14 protein-coding genes are annotated in these 17,391 nt (G+C 45.7%); 1 reads left to right on the top strand and 13 read right to left on the bottom strand.

Features of this window, described 5'->3' with window-relative positions; genetic code table 11:
* Positions 1–3: 3 nt before the first annotated feature.
* The 13 genes from E4N69_RS03365 to E4N69_RS03305 all read right to left on the bottom strand — a co-directional run bounded on the left by E4N69_RS03365 (position 4) and on the right by E4N69_RS03305 (position 16,344).
* Complete coding sequence (locus E4N69_RS03365; protein WP_253824515.1) at positions 4–900, bottom strand: class I SAM-dependent methyltransferase; 897 nt, start codon at positions 898–900, stop codon at positions 4–6.
* Positions 901–1,081: 181 nt separating this feature from the next.
* Positions 1,082–1,645: a rod-binding protein gene (locus E4N69_RS03360; RefSeq protein WP_253824514.1), complete on the bottom strand. Its 564-nt coding sequence runs from the start codon at positions 1,643–1,645 to the stop codon at positions 1,082–1,084.
* A gap of 130 nt (positions 1,646–1,775) precedes the next feature.
* Positions 1,776–2,570 (bottom strand): flagellar basal-body rod protein FlgG, encoded by a 795-nt coding sequence (flgG, locus tag E4N69_RS03355; RefSeq protein WP_253824513.1) that lies wholly within the window; start codon positions 2,568–2,570, stop codon positions 1,776–1,778.
* Positions 2,571–2,584: 14 nt separating this feature from the next.
* A complete protein-coding gene (gene flgF / locus E4N69_RS03350) occupies positions 2,585–3,400 on the bottom strand; it encodes a flagellar basal-body rod protein FlgF (protein ID WP_253824512.1) in 816 nt (271 codons plus the stop codon).
* 282 nt (positions 3,401–3,682) lie between these two features.
* A complete protein-coding gene (gene csrA / locus E4N69_RS03345; protein WP_253824511.1) occupies positions 3,683–3,904 on the bottom strand; it encodes a carbon storage regulator CsrA in 222 nt (73 codons plus the stop codon).
* On the bottom strand, positions 3,898–4,344 hold the full coding sequence (gene fliW / locus E4N69_RS03340) for a flagellar assembly protein FliW (protein WP_253824510.1): 447 nt from the start codon (positions 4,342–4,344) through the stop codon (positions 3,898–3,900). Before fliW ends, csrA begins: the two co-directional genes overlap by 7 nt.
* Positions 4,345–4,371: 27 nt before the next feature.
* Complete coding sequence (locus E4N69_RS03335) at positions 4,372–5,616, bottom strand: flagellar hook-associated protein 3 (protein WP_253824509.1); 1,245 nt, start codon at positions 5,614–5,616, stop codon at positions 4,372–4,374.
* Positions 5,617–5,785: 169 nt separating this feature from the next.
* Positions 5,786–7,663, bottom strand: coding sequence for a flagellar hook-associated protein FlgK (flgK, locus tag E4N69_RS03330; RefSeq protein WP_253715168.1), 1,878 nt, complete (start codon positions 7,661–7,663; stop codon positions 5,786–5,788).
* A gap of 170 nt (positions 7,664–7,833) precedes the next feature.
* Complete coding sequence (locus E4N69_RS03325) at positions 7,834–8,328, bottom strand: hypothetical protein (RefSeq protein ID WP_162662653.1); 495 nt, start codon at positions 8,326–8,328, stop codon at positions 7,834–7,836.
* Positions 8,329–8,818: 490 nt separating this feature from the next.
* Positions 8,819–10,366, bottom strand: a complete 1,548-nt coding sequence (locus E4N69_RS03320) for a hypothetical protein (RefSeq protein ID WP_253824508.1) — start codon at positions 10,364–10,366, stop codon at positions 8,819–8,821.
* Between the two features lie 117 nt (positions 10,367–10,483).
* A complete protein-coding gene (locus E4N69_RS03315; protein ID WP_253824507.1) occupies positions 10,484–12,376 on the bottom strand; it encodes a hypothetical protein in 1,893 nt (630 codons plus the stop codon).
* 139 nt (positions 12,377–12,515) lie between these two features.
* Complete coding sequence (locus tag E4N69_RS03310) at positions 12,516–13,277, bottom strand: outer membrane lipoprotein-sorting protein (RefSeq protein WP_230978140.1); 762 nt, start codon at positions 13,275–13,277, stop codon at positions 12,516–12,518.
* A gap of 352 nt (positions 13,278–13,629) precedes the next feature.
* Positions 13,630–16,344: an efflux RND transporter permease subunit gene (locus E4N69_RS03305; protein ID WP_253824506.1), complete on the bottom strand. Its 2,715-nt coding sequence runs from the start codon at positions 16,342–16,344 to the stop codon at positions 13,630–13,632.
* Positions 16,345–16,602: 258 nt separating this feature from the next.
* Between E4N69_RS03305 and E4N69_RS03300 the strand changes: the two genes are divergently transcribed.
* The gene (locus E4N69_RS03300; protein ID WP_162662643.1) at positions 16,603–17,382 is read left to right on the top strand and encodes an oxygen-binding di-iron domain-containing protein; all 780 of its coding nucleotides are present in this window, start codon (positions 16,603–16,605) and stop codon (positions 17,380–17,382) included.
* Positions 17,383–17,391: the final 9 nt, after the last annotated feature.

The raw sequence follows: 17,391 nt of genomic DNA, 5'->3' as shown, positions 1-17,391 counted from the left end.
CGTTTAATCCCCCTGCATTCCGTGTCGGGGGATATTGAAGTCTATACCGAAACGGTGGGGGGTAGGAGAGTAAGCCTTCACTCCAAATACCGCAAGCCTATTATTCAGCCGCTTGAACTTAGGCAGATTACCGAATAGCCAGCCGCGGAATGTGTATTTGCTCATTTCCAGATTAAAGCTTTCTTCTTTAAGCAGCTTCAGCTTTGGGCACAGCTCTTCAAGCTCAGTACCGTTATCGATTCCCCATCGGAATACCGCACCGGTGTGTTTAACGGTATCGTGGTGCTTCGAGAATCCTGCTGTGGCTCTACACATCAGCTCAGTGATAATCTGTGCTTCTGGAAAAAAGTCTGCAATAATGTCAAAGGTCTCTTTAACCTCGGCTTCCGTCAGATACATGAGAAGCCCTTCTATTATGATCAATACATAAGAGGGTTCCTTGTAGTTACCGGAACTCTTTACCGCGGTAACCCATGCAGTATCAAGTACGGATCCGGTGAGCATCTTTCTCCGATCGGTATCGGAGAAGAACTGCCGCCGTACCGCCATGCTGTCGGCAAGGTCAAGATCGAACCAGCGGATAGTTCCGTTATCGACACGGGAGAATCGGTCATCAAGTCCGCACGCAAGATTAAGTACAGTACAATCAGGATGCGCTGCAATAAAAGAGGCAGCTTCCCGGTCAAACATAATCGTGCGTGCAATAACTCCCTCATGGCTCATAAATTTGTCGTATTTTGAAGTATCGCACTGCAAGGTCTCAAGAATTTTTACAGCGGTATAATCTTTAATCCTCGCATTTTTCCGCTGAGTCTCAGTTGCTTTTATCGTAACCGGTATCAGCATCGTCTCTTGTATAGCACCTAATTGCAGAGGCGGAGTATGCTTTTGTTCATTCATCATCATATCCTTTTATAGTTTTGAGAGATGTCCTATAGATAGGCATTCGTGTATCTAAAAATAACAGTTATCCTACGCTAACTTTTTATCAATGTCAAGAATAAAAAAATGCCGATTAATTCATTTCTGAATTAACCGGCGTTTCAAGGCTTTAACAAGAATTGCTGGGACAGAGATTTCCTTACGCTCGCCCGTTCAGCTGTAAGTATATTTGATCGGCAAGGCCGAGCCCTGCATTTTTGGTCATTGTGCGGGAAAGCTCTTCGTACATCATATCGTCGTACATTTTACCGGCAAAGCTGTCTTTTCCGGTGAGGCTATTTTTGCCGAGCGTACTCCGCATGGAATCGAGCATGATTTTGACAAAGTAGGATTCAAGCTCAAGGGCTTGCTGATACAGTTCGGAGGTTTTATCGATAGTGGCCTTTGCACCGGAGTGCTGTGCCGCAGAAACGGCGCCCATACCCTTAGGTTGAGCCGCACGATCTGCATCGGTAGGATTGACGATTTCAAATGAGCTTAGATACTCACCCGGAAGCCGTGTCGAAAGATTTGAATGAGCGGATTCCTTCGCTGTAGAAAAACGGGCGGATTCGGTCTTTAAGGAATCGAGCAACTGAGAAAAGCTCTGCGTGTTTTTTGCAGCATGTTTGTTCGCCGGACGAGCTCCTTTTGTGTGGGAAGTATCCCGTGCTACCGACTGCTGCTGTACCGTATAGATATTCTGCTTTACCGCTTCAATCATCAAATCCGCTCCTTTCAATCAGGGCAACCGCACCAGACTGTTTTTTTAACAGCCCGCAGAATAATGGTTGCCCGTTTTCTACAATAAAAAAATATGCGAAATTTCAGAAAAATTTCGCACAAAAGGAATACTACCGCTTTAAGCCGACTGCGGTACCGAGCATATTGTCGCTGGTTTGGATGGCTTTTGAGTTAAATTCATAGGCACGCTGTGCGACAATCATGTTGACCATTTCGCTGACGGTAGAGACGTTCGACATTTCCAAAAATTTATGCTCGGTTTTGCCGAAGCCGTTAAAGCCGGGGCGCCCTGCGATAGCCTGACCCGATGCCGGAGTTTGCCGGAACAAATTGCTTCCTTGAGCGAAAAGCCCGACCGGATTCTGGAAGCGGTACAGCTCAATCTGACCTACTTCTACCGGATCATCCTGCTCCCCTACCCGCACCGACACCCGGCCGTCTTGGCTGATTGCGATTGTGTGCGGAAGATAGTTTTCCGGGAAAATAATTTCCGGCAAACAGCGGAGTCCGTTTGAGGTTACCAACTGCCGGTCGGCATCGATTTTAAAGGAACCGTCCCGCGTATAGGCATAGGTACCGTCATATTGCAGCACACGGAAAAAGCCCTCTCCTGCAATAGCCACATCGGTAGAAACACCTGTGTTCTGCAGCGACCCTTGTTCAAAATTCCGCTGCGTTGCGGCGAGCTTTGCACCGTGCCCCATCTCAACGCCGACAGGTGTAATCGTATCTTCGGTTGCAGGTGTTCCCGCCGCCCGAATGGTCTGATACAGCAGGTCTTCAAACTCCGCCCGCTGCTTTTTAAAACCGCTGGTATTCACGTTTGCAAGGTTGTTTGCAACGGTATCGATATTTGCTTGCTGGCTGTTCATGCCGGTTGCGGCTGTCCATAAACTTCTTACCATCTTATTCTCCTACGCTATTTTACTTTCGCAACCTCGTTCCAAAGTTTACTCATCATTGTATCTTCGGATTGAATTGTCTTTTGATTTGCCTCATACGCACGGTTTACTTCGATCATGCGTACCATCTCGTTGACTACCTTAATATTTGAAGCTTCGACAAAGCCCTGTACTACAACGGGACGGTCGCCGCCCTCCGCAGCGATAGCAGGCCCCGACACGGGTGTGTCAAGATAAAAACTGGAACCGCGCTTTTTCAGATACCGGTCATTTTCAAAGGTAACGATTTTGAGCCGGTCGGTCAGCGTTGCATCCGAATCAGGTTCGGTCATCGGCCGCGCATAGACCTCTCCGTTTTGGTTTACCTTATATTCCTTGTCCTGTAAAAAAATACGTCCGTTTTCCCCAAGGACGGGATAGCCTTCTTTTGTCATCAAATAGCCTTCAACGCCGACGGTAAAGTTCCCGTTGCGGGTATACCGTTCACCGTAAGGGGTTTCCACGCAGAAAAAGCCTTTGCCTTCAAGCGCGAGATCGGAGGCCGCATTGGTCTGCTTTAAGGAACCCTGCTCAAACTCGGTAAAGATTTCATTCAGCTCCACCCCAAGGCCGAGTTTTCCGATAATGGGCGCAATGTCTGACGAACCAAAGGGATTTTTAACAACGCCGTCATCATTTAAGCGCCGTATCAGCAATTCGGGAAAATTTTTATGAGTCGCAACGTCCCGTTTATAGCTTGTCGTATCGGCATTTGCTAAATTCTGAGCGATAACGTCCAACTGTTTTTGCTGAGCGTTCATACCGCTTGCCGCAGTGTACCAACCTCTAATCATAAGAACCTCTCTGGCGAGCCTCTACAAACTACAGTTTTTAGAGGCTCATCTTTACTCAATATCGGCAAACAGGGAAAAATATGAAGTAATCTTAAAAAGGTTTTTATTCGTACGCAGAGAAGATTGTTCCACTCAGGGGATTCTCTTATCATCTTCTGCCTCCGTTAGTATACATCTCTTATACAGCACGAATGCAAAAATAGCCGGTAATAATTCATAATTATGCATTCTTAATTGTGAATTGACTTTCTCCGCTTCTTATACGGATTAAGATTTTTCTTTTTACTTCAACCCCAGTTGAGAGAGCGAATCGATATTGCCGGTCGCGAGTGCCGCTTTATTTTCGCGCTGAATTTCGTCGTAAATTTCTTCGCGGAATACCTTGACGGAGCGGGGGGCTTCAACGCCGATTTTAACCTGATCGCCCCGTACTTCAATAACGGTAATTTCAATTGAATCGCCGACGCGGATTTTTTGGTTTGTCTTTCGGGAAAGGATTAACATGACGAACCTCCGCGTTTCATTTCAGCGACGATATCATGCTTAGTCTTCCATTTTTCCCCGCCGATGACCAGCTGCATTGCCTTTTTATTCTTTTTATTGATAATGAGCGGCCCTTGCAAATTTGCCGTAATTGCCGAGCCGTCTGACGGAACGGTAACCAATGCGAACACCAGTACGTCTGACGGAGACTCAATACCGAGCGGCTCAAGCAAACTGTCATCGATATCCAGTTCATAGTCAGGCCGGAAGATAAAAGGATCGATGGCAATAAAGGCAAGCTGCGCATCGTCAAGCGACTGAATCCATATAAACGGCTTTTGCTTCGCATCGAGCAATGCAAAGCGGTGATACTTTTTAAATCCGTAAAAACCTTCAGACAGGGTGATGATTTGATCTTCTTCAATCTGAACCGTACCCAACGCCTTCGTTTTTATTTCCATACTAAAACTCCCTTTCTTTTGTCATCGTTATCTTAAATAATTGAGCAGCGTGTTTTTATATAAATTGCCGACCGTGCTTAACGATGCTTGATGAGTATACTCATACATTTTAAGATCGGAAATCGCTTGTGTCAAATCCAAATCGGCTTCGCGGGATTCCGCTCCCGTTACGTTCGGTATCTGCATATTCAAACGGGCGAGCGCCGCTTCCGCGCGTTCATAGCGGGAACCGTTTTCCGCAAGCCGCGCTGCGAGGTTGTCGATAGCCCCGTCCACACTGCCGAGTACTTTGCCGCCGAGCGATTCATGGTCGCCTGCATACATCGCATTACGCATCGCGATTACCGCATCAAAAAGCGAACCGCCGGAAACGCGCACCGAATCGGCAAGGTTGTACGGCGGCCGCTGCTGAGGTTTCACAATGCCGAGCGAGGCGAGCACGTTTCCCTCGCCTGCATCGCGCAGCCAGAGTTGCCGTGCATCGGTGGTTTCGATATTCATACCGTTGGTAACAGGGTCGAGCGAAGCCTTAACCGCTGCACCTGAACTGTTGATCTTAGACATAATCGCATAGACATTATCGCCCGCGATGAGCGGGATAGTTACTCCGTCCACCTCGATGGCGCTGTCCTGCTGCACGATGAAGTTCCGTGCATCGGTTGCAGAAAAGAGCGTTTGCCGTTCCGCCCAAAAGATACGGTTCCCCGCCTGATTCGCATCCATAAATGAAAGCTCATCGCTTTCCACCTGTTTGGTGTCGATGGAACCGTTGTACCGTACATTGGTGATAACGGCGGAACCCGCGCCGTCGATATCGCCCATCACAATCTCAAAAGGTTCGGTAAAACTTTTAGTACCGGCAAAGAGACGGGTGCCGTCCGCGCTAAAACTATTCGCCGTTTGAACAAGCTCGTATAACAGTTCGTCTACTTCCGGCGCCATCTTTTTAAGATCCGAAGCAGTATAAGTGCCGGTTGCACCCGCTACGGAAAGTTCGCGGAGCCGCTGCATAATGTTGAGTGCGCTTTGCATCGGCGCCTCCGCAACCTTATATTGGTCGTTGAGCGTCTTGGCATTTTTTTCAAAGCGGTCAAGCCGTGCCAGAAGCGATTTATAGCGTACCGAGTGTCCAGCCGCAACAGGATCATCACGAAGCTGCTGAATACGCCGCTGAGTACTGAGTTGACTGTTTACCTTGTGCAGCCTACTTTCCTGCCTCCGCACCGAATAGCTGCTATCCGAATGCTGCATATTTGAACTAATCCGTTGCATACTTACTCCTTTTTCCCGGTAAATATATCAGGGGTAGTGTGATATAGCCCGCAGAATAAAAGCGGCCGTCCAACCAGAGTTGAATCGCTTCGCGATTCAAATGGTTTTCCTGCCGCTTTTATTCTGCGGCTTCGATTAGTCACCGCCCCCTGATATATTTACCCATGGCCTAGACACCAAGGCGGTTGATGATCGTATCGAGCATCTCGTTGACGGTAGCGACAAAACGAGCAGTCGCATTGTAGCCGTGCTGGAATTTAATAATATCCGCCAATTCTTCGTCGATGTTGACACCGGAAATCGAGTCGCGCATATCACGGAGTTCCTTGCCGATAGCGGTTTGCGTATTCAACGCAAGCTCGGACTGTTCACCCTTTAAGCCCATATCGGTAACAGCTTCGGCGAAGAATTCATCGAAGGTGCGAGTGTTGCCGACCATAACCGGCGTATTCCGTATCTTTGCGATAGCGACGGCGGCGCGGTTGTCTCCGGGATAGGGGATGCCTTCAGGACTGGGGTAACCGGCGGCGATATTCTGTAAATCGCTTACCACAACCGGATTGATTTCCATCCAGCCGGAGGGGTGCGCAATGGGGGAAACGGCATACTGTGCGCCTTCCTGCGACAGTACGTTCACCGCATCGGGCTGCTGCCAGTCGTAGGCGTTTTCTGCACCGCTGCCGGTAAGCACGCCGGCGTAGCCCGCTAAAAAGCGTCCTGAATCCTCGACGTGTCTGATAACAAAGTCGGGATTTTCGGTATCCTGTGCCGCCGTCCCCTTGAGCACGAGTTTGTTGTTTTGGTCGAGGTACGCGACGACTTCTGCGCCGGAACGGTTGATGCGGTCTACAAGGTCGGCGACCATATCGGTGGAAGCGTAGGGTACTTGAACCGTTCCCGTTCCTGCGGAAAGGGTGATCGTCCCTTCCAATCCGATTTGTTCGCGCGGATCAAGACTATATGCGCCGGTCAAACGGAAGATATATGAAGAATCATATTCACCGTCGCCGTTCCGGTCGAAATTACCGACCGTATTGTTGATAAAATATTGTTCTTTGAAAAAATCAATACCGGTTTTTCCGTTTAAGCCCATTGCATTGCGATGAATGTCGTTAACGAGGTCGACAAAGTTCATCGCCATTGTATCGAGTTTATTGATTTCGTCGCGGACATCTCCGTCGCGCAGTTCGATAAGAGCAGCCAGCCTACCGCCGCCGAAGTGTGCAAGATTGCCGGAATCTTCCCATACGACATTAGCATACCCTTCATTTCCGGTACCGCTTTTAAGCCCGAAAGTACGGAATGTTCGCCCCTGTACCAACTCCATACCATCCGAATAAATGATATAGGATTCGTCGGCATCTACCTTCTCTACAGAGATGGAGATAAGGTCGGCAAGTTTTTCGGTTAAAACATCGCGCTTATCCATCAAGTCGTTGGGATTATCGCCCATCGCTTTGACTTTTACGATTTCTTCATTGAGCGCCGCAATCTGCCGGGTAAAGGAGTTTACCTGCTTAACCCGCGCTTCAATGTCGCCGTTGATCATATCGCGGATGCCCTGCAATCCCCGATACTGGTGGTGCACGGCATCGGTCAGCGTTTTTGCGCGGGTTGCAACCGCACTGCGCGCCGCCGTCGATTCGGGATAGACTGACAGCTCCTGCCATGAATCCCAAAATTGATCGAGCCGTGTCCGTACGGAAGTATCCTCCGGTTCGTTATATAGCTGTTCCAACATATAAATGTAGGAATCGCGTGTTTCCCAGTACCCCTGCTTATCGGTTTGGGCGACAATCCGCTGATCCAACAGCTCGTCGCGCAGGCGGGTAATGGAGCTGACAGCAACACCCTGTCCGATTTGTCCGGGAGTTTCCGCCCGTGAAAGATCGGGACGGTACAGCGGCTCGTAAGAATCAAGCTGAACACGCTGACGGGTATATCCTTCCGTGGATGAGTTCGATATGTTATGACCGGCTGTTTGAATAGACTGCTGGTGTGCAAAAAAACTGCGTTTTCCCAATTCAATCGAAGCAAATGTAGACATTTTTTCTCCCATAAAAACTTTTACAGGAAATTTAAATTTCCAAAAAAGTTTTTAGCCGTGCGCATCAGCGCATTCGTAAAATAATCGAGTTTGCAACGCAAACTTGAGATAAAAAGCGATGGTGCTATTTCAGACAGCGCTTTTTATCTCGCCTTCTTGAATACTATCCGTTAAAATACCGTATCGATAACCAAACTGCTGTAATTTGATTGACTCGGCGCACCGGTACGGGTATAAAATGCTGTTCTCGTACCGATTTCAGCGGCATCCATCATATCTTGTACCAGCGTCTGTACATGAGTAACGTAAGCGTCAAGCGTATCGTTTGCAGTTTTTGAGAGCTGCACCTGCTGTTGCAGGCGGCGATATAAATACGATAGCTTTTTTTGATTTTCTGCAGGCAGTGATGCAATATAGCCATAAAAATCACTCACCTCTTCGTTATACGGATCAAGCTGATTAAGAAGCAAAAAACACTGCTTATCAAGCCGTAAAAACTCATTGGAAGCCTGCGTACTTTTCAACACGCAGCGTTCAATGCCTTCCCATGAGCGGTTCCGCACGGAGTCGGAAAGCTCTTTTTGATATGCATATACTTCTTTCATCACGTTAATTTGCTGCTGTAAGACTTGTTCGATTTTCCCTGCAGCGGATACTTTGTCCATCTGATACCCCTTCTGCTACAGTGTCGGAATTTAGCGGAAAACCTTGAGGGAAATCGGCAAACGCATCAGACGTTTTTATACCCCCACAGAATAATTGAGGTCGTTCAACCAGAGTTGAATCGCTTTGCGATTCAAATGGTCTCGCAACCTCAATTATTCTGTGGCAGTTGCTTTATTCATCTGATGCGTTTGCCTCTTTTAGAGAATAAAGTGCGTGAAATTTTGGATAAAATTTCACGCAGAAGGAAGGAAACGCATCAGACTTTTTGGTGCATTGCCCGCAGAATACAGAGGCTGTTCAACCAAAGTTGAATCGCTCGGCGATTCAAATGGTCTCACAACCTCTGTATTCTGCGATATTGCTTCTATTCATCTGATGCGTTTTCCCTTCTTTTATAGAAGAAAAAAAATGCACGAAATTTTGGAGAAAATTTCGTGCACGTGGTGTGAGGTGTGTTTTATAGGGTACCTCTAAAAAACTAGAAATGCCCTATAAATTGAGGAGGGTTGAAAGTGCGTTGAGGTTCGCGGTAATTTCGTCTTTAATGGCTTGCCACTCATTGACCTTTGTCTCAAGCACTTTAACCGTATCGTTAGGTATCACAATATCTTCAAGGATATTTTTACTGTATATAACCGATGCATCGGTTTCAAGTTGCACGGTATACTGCTCCGTATCCGGTGTCTTCAAGTCCATGCCGATGGTGTCGACTTTATAAATAATGATATCCGGTGCTTTTTCAACGCTTCCTAATGCCTGCATTGCGATATTCATAAGGACTTGTTTTGTACCTTTGTCCTTACCATCAAGACCGTTATATGCGGTTGCATCCATTCCTATTTTAAAGTTATCGTTCTGCTTCGTTGTATCGGCATAAAAATAGTAATGCATATCAATATCCGAAAGGGAGGATTTTTCGGTATCGTTTGTAACGGACATAGATGCCGAATAATCGATTTTGGCTGTCGTATCGGTAATAGTACCTTCGGTAGCAAATACAAAAGATATTATATCCGCTTTTGTATCTTTATCGATAAGTTTAGGATCGGTAATATTGAGCGTATACGTCATACCGTCAATCGGGTTCTCATAATTTTTAATACCGGTCTCAAGATGTACAATTTCTTTACCTTTGGTACTGACGGTGCATATATCCTTTATGACTAGATTGTCTTTAACAATCAATTCTTCTGTAAAGGAGCACTCCTTAATCTTGTCTTTTATTTCCGTATTGAATTTTTCTTCGATCTCTTTAAATTCTTTTTCAAAAAGTTTTTCATAAAAATTCCAGAGAGCATTTATCCTGTTATCGTTTTTTACCGCATTTACCAGAGCCGGGATGAATTTAACGATATCATCATTATTGAATACGATGGAATATGTATCGCCATTCCGTGTGATAACCGCATGCTTATAGAGAATACCTTGAGCCTTATCATAACGCTTTTGCGACGCCTTATCCGGTTGAATGGAAGTAAATGTTCTGAGTGTATTATAGGTCAAATCGATATTGAGGTTTGCAGGAACTTCTTTAGGGGCAATAAGCGCAAGCGCTTTTCCGAGGTCTTGTGCAGGAATAGAAAAGGCTTTATTGAATATCGAAGGACTCGCCGCTTCAATATTTTTTTGTCCCATAACGATATTGATGACATCGGTTTTTTCTTCGTTTTGTAAAATATTATTGAATGCATAAGAAAACTTAAATGCTTGTGCCTTTTTATCGTTTATAAAGCGGCTCGTTACACCGATTTTATTTTCGATAACCGAATCAATGAACGGTGCTGCCGATTGCAAAAACTTTTCGACTTTCGGCCCCTGTATATCATAATCGGTAAGAAAAAAATTTAATTGTTCATAGCCGTTGTCGGCAATATCACTGCGCAGCATAAAATTGTTTTCAAATTTCGTAAATGAATTGATAAGCTTTTCAGCTGACGCGTTTTTAATGCTTATGATATTCTTTGCGTCTTTATTGCCGCACGATATTATAAAAATAAGAATCATAAGGCTAAAGACAAATAATTTACCGTGTTTCATACCGTATACTCCTTTAAAAAACACCGTTATAATAGAAATCTCTATTTCTGGGACGCCCTACTATACCTCTTTTTCTACAAAGTGTCAGCATATCATCTCTAAAAAATTAATTAGTTTTCAAAATCGATACTCAAGACTTGCTTGGACAAAATGATTGTTTTTCCAGTTTGAAAACTCGCTCTTTTTATTTGCGGCATAAATGTAAGCGCCTGTTCCTTCTACGTACAGTTCATCTTTAATACGGTAGCGCAATTTAGGTATTATGACGAAATCGTTATGTTCTATGCCCCAGATACAGGTAAGGGAATCGGTGAGATTTTCATGCAGCCACGAATCGGAAATGTTGACAATCAACTTATTGTTGGTTGATTTTTCCGCCGTATTCCAATCCATGTCGAATTTCCCGTTCTCATTATTTTCTTTCACTTTTTTGAAGCCGAGCGTCCATGCGCCGAGGTTTTGGATATTAACATTGATGTTATTTAAGGGGATATCGACGTCAAATCCCATTACCCACTGAATGCTGTTGTTATGCACTGCAGGGTCGGTACCTTTAAAATCGCCTGTCATGTAGTAGGCAAATTCAGACTTTAAATTGAACATTGCGATTGCCGTTCCCAGATCGATGCCGAAGATATGTACAGGATCGTAGTGTACGCAATCGGCAAGGCTTTTTCCGGCAAGCGCATTGGCAACCATAGCGTCTACGTCAATCGACGGCGTCTTATAGTGTCCGAAATAATACTGCCCCGCCATATCCACCGGCCCCGCCGAACCGGAAAGTCGTATACCGTACTGACCGTATTTGATGTTATGCATATCGGGTAAAAAGGCATTCATGCCGATTTTTACAAATTCATCAAACCGGAAACTCCCGATAACCGCATCGGCTGTTTTTAGACTTGCAATAAATTTCGTCTCCGCTTTTTTTGCTGTGTCGGCGATCTGTTTCGCTATAAAGGCTGTTGCCTGTGCTAAAAACGGCTCCCCTTGCAGCGCCTCTTTCAATTCCGCTTCAGTATAGGGGGTACCGTCCGGTTTGGGAGGCAAAAACTTTTTAATGATTTCCGTAGTCGGTATGGTGATTTTCTGTTTTGCAAGATTTTCCAACAATTTCTTTATCTGCGGCTTTACCAAAAGAGGGTCGATACCTTTAAGTAAAGCGTTTTCATCAAGTTTTTCTACAATATCTTTCATATCAATGGTAATTGAATCGGGGATATTTTCTTTCAGTATCTTTGAAATAGGATCATGAAGCGCTTGTTGTAGTTTTGTTTCATCAAAAAAGAGTGAAAAAGCCGAAGTTGAATCGTTTATAGCCCCTAATAGATGATTGTGCGCACTCTGCTTCGCTCGGTACAGCTGAGGCGGTACCCACGGGCCGGACAACGCAATACGGTCGGGTGTCATGGACGGAGCCCATGCAAGTTCAAGCCGCAGCGGAATCGGGGCATTATAGGCAAAATGCACCATCGGTTCGCCTATTCTGCGGTCTATATAGGCGGGGATGGTAAAGTCGGTAAGGTCGTTTGCATTGAATACGTCGAGCACGTGAATCATATCGCCCTTGCCCCACACGAGTTTCAGTTTTCCGGCGGATAGCACGCAGTCGCCTAAATAAGCGCGCATTGTCAGTTCATTGAGGATATCGAGCGGATAATCCTTTACTGTCCGCACATTCAACTGCAAATCGGCGGACAACTCCGTTTTAGGGCTGCTATGACTTACCGTCAATCCGAACACGGGAATTGCATCAGCGCGCTTTACATCGGGATGTACCCAAAGCCGCGCATCCAGTTTGGCAAAGCCGTGCCATTCCAGTATTTTCTCCGATTTACTCATCGAAGCGGAGCTCATTGCGCCGCTCGTATCCGTTTCCGCTGAACTGAAATTTGTTTCCGCAGAATCAGGGACTATTCCGCCCGCATCATCAAAAAAAGAATCCTGCGCAGCCAACGCTCTCAGCAGCGCAATTGAAACCAGTGCACACATCAAATACTTTTTCTTCATAACGCACCTCTCCGTATTCATCGCATCAGCGACGGACTCCTGCGGCAATTCAATGGATAATTGGTAATGCGTAATCAATTTGTAATTGGCAATTTGTAATACGTAATTACCCATCACAAATTATGAATTACCAATTATATTACAGTTTCCCCGTGTTTAAGAAATTCTGCGTAAACATTTTATCGTTGATCGGTTTGTCCAGTTCGAGCTTGAGGATGGTGATGCGGGTGGTATGTTTCGTCTGTACGTTTGTCATTTTCCCCTGCATAGGAATCCGATAGTCTCCCTGTTTTTCGATCTTCTCGATCTCCAAGACTTTCAGCAGTGCGCCTTTTTTATCGTACATTTCGATTTTAACCGGTATGGATGTTTCTTGATCGATGTATGAAATCCGTTTAAGGTACTGGCTTGACTTTACATTAACCGGTGTTGATTCAACTTTATAACAGGTATACGGGCCGACCGTTTCGGTTCCAAGCAGTTCGTGCGTATCTTCGTCGATTTTGCGCGTTTCCAGATCGTCATAACTGGCATCGGTGCCCATAAAGGACTTTGCTCCGTCAGCAGAAGCGATACGGCGGGTAGTGCGCAGCGCAGGCATATAGATCCACTTGTCGTTGGCACGGTCTTTATTCACAATTTGCAAAAAGCGCGTATCCTTTACCGAAGCAGGCTGTCGGAATATAATCAGCGCCGCGCCGGTTTTGTCTCCGGGATCCTTTGCCCATTCTTCGATCATACGTTCGTCGACGGAATTATTTGAATCGATCAATTCCATTTTTACGGCGCTATGGGTAAACCGCGGGCGCGGCACATCGAGCGACTTTTGTACGACACTTTTGCCGTCTTCGGCAGCAAGCACCCCAGCAATACCGGCAGCGAGCAACGGTATCAACACCATCTTTCTTATTAAGTGTGTCATCTTCACACCTCCTATAAAAACTTTTGCAGGATGTTTGAACATCCGAAAAAGTTTTTAGCCGTGCGCGTTGCGCGCACATATATAATAATCGAGTTTGCAACGCAAACTTGAGATAAAAAGCGCCGACGCAATTTTAGACGGTGCTTTTTATCGTATCTCCTATCAATACCGCCACGGATGGCGGTGGTTATAACAGAAGCGATATTTTGGCGTTGCCAAAATTCGCCATCAACCAATGTACACGGAAGTACATTGGTTGATGATGCGACGCAAACTTGAGATAAAAAGCGCCGACGCAATTTTAGACGGTGCTTTTTATCACACCTCCTATCTATTTAGCCATAAAACGCGGTTTAAATATGTTGAGCAACATCGGCAAAATCGTCATAGCTGCAACGGAGCCGGTCAGCATAACAACCGCGACTAGAAACCCGACAAACCGCAACACCACAAAGCGGGAAAAGCACAGCACGACAAAGCCGAACCCGACCGATGCGGCGTTGACCATAATGGCTTTTCCCGAAAGCTGTAACGTATTGACCGTGACGGCGGTTAAATCGTCCGTTCTTAGCCGCTCCTTATGATAGTTATTCATAAAGTGAACGGTATAGTCGATGCCGATCCCGATGGCAATCGCTGCCACCAGACTGGTTACCATATCGAGGTTAATACCGGTGAGTCCCATAATGCCAAAGTTCATCAGAATGGAAACGCCGAGTGGAACCGCACCGATAAGCCCTGCAAACGGAGAACGGTAATACAGGGACAAAATGCAAAACACAATCACAATGGCAAGCAGCAAACTGGATATCTGACTACCGATAATCATCGAGGTCATTGCGGTTTCAAGCTCCCCAAGACCGGAGGCTTCCAACGTGTAGCCTTCGGGAAAATGCTGCTGCGCATACTGCGTCGCAGCATCGATAACCGCTTTTATCTTACCGGTGTCGTGAACGCGCATCATTATCTGCATACGGGTCTTTGACGGCTCCAGCTGCTCATCCACCAAATCATCAAGCGAACCTGAATACAATAGAAGATATTGCGAAATTAAGTTTTTTAATTCCTCACGATTAGCAACCGGATATTTTGAAACGTCGTAGGGAATTTCATCGTAAGCAGCTCCGTTGTAGTTCAGTTCCTTTTGCAGTGCGGCTATAAATTCGGGGAGTGTAACGTCCTTTCCTCCCGATTGCGCATACGCGGCGATAAAAAGCTCCATCACGTCATCGGCTGTCAATGCCTTTCCGCGATACCGTGCAGCAAAAGAAGGTGAAGTGTCGGCCGCGCGTGATACAGTCTGAACCGCAAGACTATCCGGTGAAGACTCAGCCGGTATTCTGCTGCCTTGTTCGGTATCGGAATCGGCAAAGAAACTTCCGGCATCCGAAAAGAAGCTCTCGCCGGATTGCGAACCTTTGTCGGCAGATTCGGCGGTCGCGGAATATTCGGTTTGCATATCTTTATGCATCACCTGATTAAGTCGCTTAATAAAATCGGAAAACGATAATATCGTGCCGATATCGGCGTAGTTATCCGTGAGGAAACCTGAAAGCCCGTCCATTTGTTTTAAAATTTCCGGATCGCAAAGCGCACCTTTCTTTTTACCGTCGATCACCAGACTAAACCCCGTAGAGCCGACATAATGACTGTCGATGTAAGAAACACCTTCCCGTATTTCGGAGTTTTTAGGGAAATACTCCAAAAAAGCCGACTCGATATTTAACTGATAGATGCCCCAGATCGAAAGATTGATAATGACAAGCAGCATGATGATAAACCCCGCCCGATGTCGGTTAAAAAAGAGATAAATCCTATGCATCATCCCTTTTTCGTCTATCTTTATCCCCAATGCGGCAAGCCGCGCATTTTGCTTTGTCGAATGCATCTGCATCTTTTTTTGCTGTTTTTGCACAAGACTCATGGGTTTCAGGATCAACAATGCAGGGATAAGTAGAAATGCTATAACCAATTCGATTACAATACCGTAAGCGCTGAACGTTGCAAAGGATTTTAGCGGTTTTATCGGGCTGGTGATGGTGGATATAAACCCTGCGATTGTCGTAATACCTGCAAGCAGTACCGGCGCACGAACTCCTTTCAGCGATTCAGCGACGATGGCGCGATGGCGTTCCTGTGAGGGGATCGGCGGCTCCGTTTCAAGATGCTGATAATAATGATTGACAATGTGAATACCGTAAGCGGAGCCGACGGCGATCAGCAGTACCGGCAAGCAGCTCGAAACGATAGTCAACGGTTCTCCGATAAGAGCCATCGTGCCGATCGTCCATACCGTACTGATAAGCACCGCAAGCAGCGGCAGAATAGTTCCTTCAATATTCTTAAAAGATAAAAACAGACAGAGTAATACCACTGCAGTGATCAGCGGGATAAGATTGCGTAAATCCGCATACATAAAAAGCTTTGCATGTTCGGCAAGTACCGGATCGCCGGCAATTTTATACGATACCCCGTTTACCGTTTGCAAATTCCGCTTGACTATCTCTACCGTATTATTATAGAGCGTACTGACTTCGGTAGGCGTACTCGTTGAGGCGATAGTTACGACAATCTGCACGCCTTTAAAACTATCCGAAATAATCGTGCCGAGGTAGGCGTGCGGCCATTCAAAAATTTTTTGCTTTATCGCTTGAATTTCCGCCGCAGTTCCCGAAAACCGTTCGGGGAGTAATGGTTCTACAACAAGGGCGCCGTCCATAGCGGTAATAAACTCGATATCGGTTAAAGACCGTACCTTTACGACATTATCGAGTAACGCAAGCTCTTCGGAGATATTTTTAATTGCAGCGATATAATCAGGGCGAAGAATAGTATCTTCATTAGTTTCCAGCACGATATCCATCGCATATTGATCGCCAAAGTCCTTTGTTAACTGTTTGAACCTGATATTCGACGGATGCTCTTCCGGGAAGAAATGACGTAACTCATTATCCATGTTGATTTTCGGAATCATAAAGCCGAAAAATACGGTAACAACTGCAATAACCGCTATTACCGTATACGCATACCTTTTTCCATATTTCATATTTGTAACCTTCCGGCGTATTTTTTTGTTTATATCAATTTTATTATGCCTTCCTATAGAATTTACTGAATTATCCGTAATCGTCAATATCATTTTCAAAAAAAAGTAAACGTCGTATACCATACGGGATCATTCATCTACTGATAAACTGCTAATATTAGGGATCATTCTCCACTTGACTTGTCTCTCATTTGATTTATCGATATACTGCAAGTATATGTTGAATACAGTCTTTAGATACGAGGTAGTAGGAAAATAATGACATCTGATGCAAATGTACGTGTGCAAGGCAAGATTCTTTACGAAGATGAGAATCATAAGTTTATCTGGCTGGGCGGCGAAACAAAATACCGGAAGGGCGCCGTACAGACCATGCAGTACTTGATCATCGATAACGGTCGCGGAATCCTACTGGATCCGGGTGGGGTGCATCTTTTCTCGCAGGTAGTAACCGCCGTCAGTAGGTTTATATCAGTAGATAAAATCGACATCATCTTTTTCTCTCATCAAGATCCCGATGTATCTTCCGGCATTGCCCTGTGGCTTGGTATTACACAGGCACAGATTTATATTTCTTCTCTTTGGCTCCGTTTCATGCCTCACTTCGGCATTGTTGACGTTTCGCGTATGACCGGCATTCCTGACAAGGGTATGAGCATTTCTTTGACTTCCGGCAATAAGCTGCGATGTGTACCTTCCCACTTTATGCATTCGCCGGGACAGTTTTCGCTCTTTGACGAACGTTCTCGTATCTTGTTTAGCGGTGATATTGGCGCCGCCGTATTTGAAAAAGAGGAAGACGAAACGCTCTTTATCGACGATTTCCAAAAGCATATCCCATTGATCGAACCCTTCCACGTTAGATATATGGCAGCCAATAAGATTGTCAAGCGCTGGGTTGAAGCAGTGCGACTATTGAACCCGTCTGTTATTGCGCCTCAGCACGGAGCTGTTTACACCGATGATAAGGTAGAGCTCTTCTTAGATTGGCTTTCTCATTTGCAATGCGGCATAGATTATCTTGACCGGTTATTTTAGGAAATGACT

It is taken from the genome of Treponema sp. OMZ 906 (assembly GCF_024181185.1).
GTDB lineage: Bacteria > Spirochaetota > Spirochaetia > Treponematales > Treponemataceae > Treponema.
Note: the sequence above shows the minus strand (reverse complement) of the source record. Positions and strands in the feature narration are given on the sequence as shown.